This is a genomic window from Dellaglioa sp. CoH-57-MRSF-19 (genome assembly GCF_056781975.1).
The window spans coordinates 1-358 of sequence record NZ_JBXAXW010000181.1 but is presented as its reverse complement, the minus strand read 5'-3'; the positions used below and the strand labels follow the sequence as shown (position 1 = coordinate 358).

The following is a 358-nucleotide window of genomic DNA, read 5'->3' as shown; positions in this document are numbered from 1 at the left end:
CGTTGGCGTCTAGGTTATACAGCGAATTGGTGTTCGTTGCCTGCATAAAGATGTTGCCGCTACCAACAACTATCTTTGGCTTTGCAGACCAAAAGGGGTTACTCAGAAACATTGTTTTCTCCTGTAGTGCCCCATAAAATTAGAGCACTTCAGTTTTTAGTGTACCCGTAGAGTACTGGAAACGCCATAGTTTTCCAAGCCGCGCGCTCGACTGGAGACTGGAATTCATAGTCCGGATCGCCTACCGCAACACGCAGCGCGGACAGCAGAATGTCGCCTTTGAAGTGGGGGTCACGTCGAAGCTGGATCAGTGCGGCGAGAAACAGGCCGCGCGAATCGGCACCAGCATGAGCAAAAC

Annotated in this window: 1 protein-coding gene; it reads right to left on the bottom strand. The window is 51.4% G+C overall.

Annotation, left to right across the window (positions count from 1 at the left end; genetic code table 11):
- Nucleotides 1-149: 149 nt before the first annotated feature.
- Nucleotides 150-358: hypothetical protein (locus AC1RO3_RS08860; RefSeq protein WP_481764058.1), on the bottom strand; the 209-nt coding region annotated here is incomplete at its 5' end.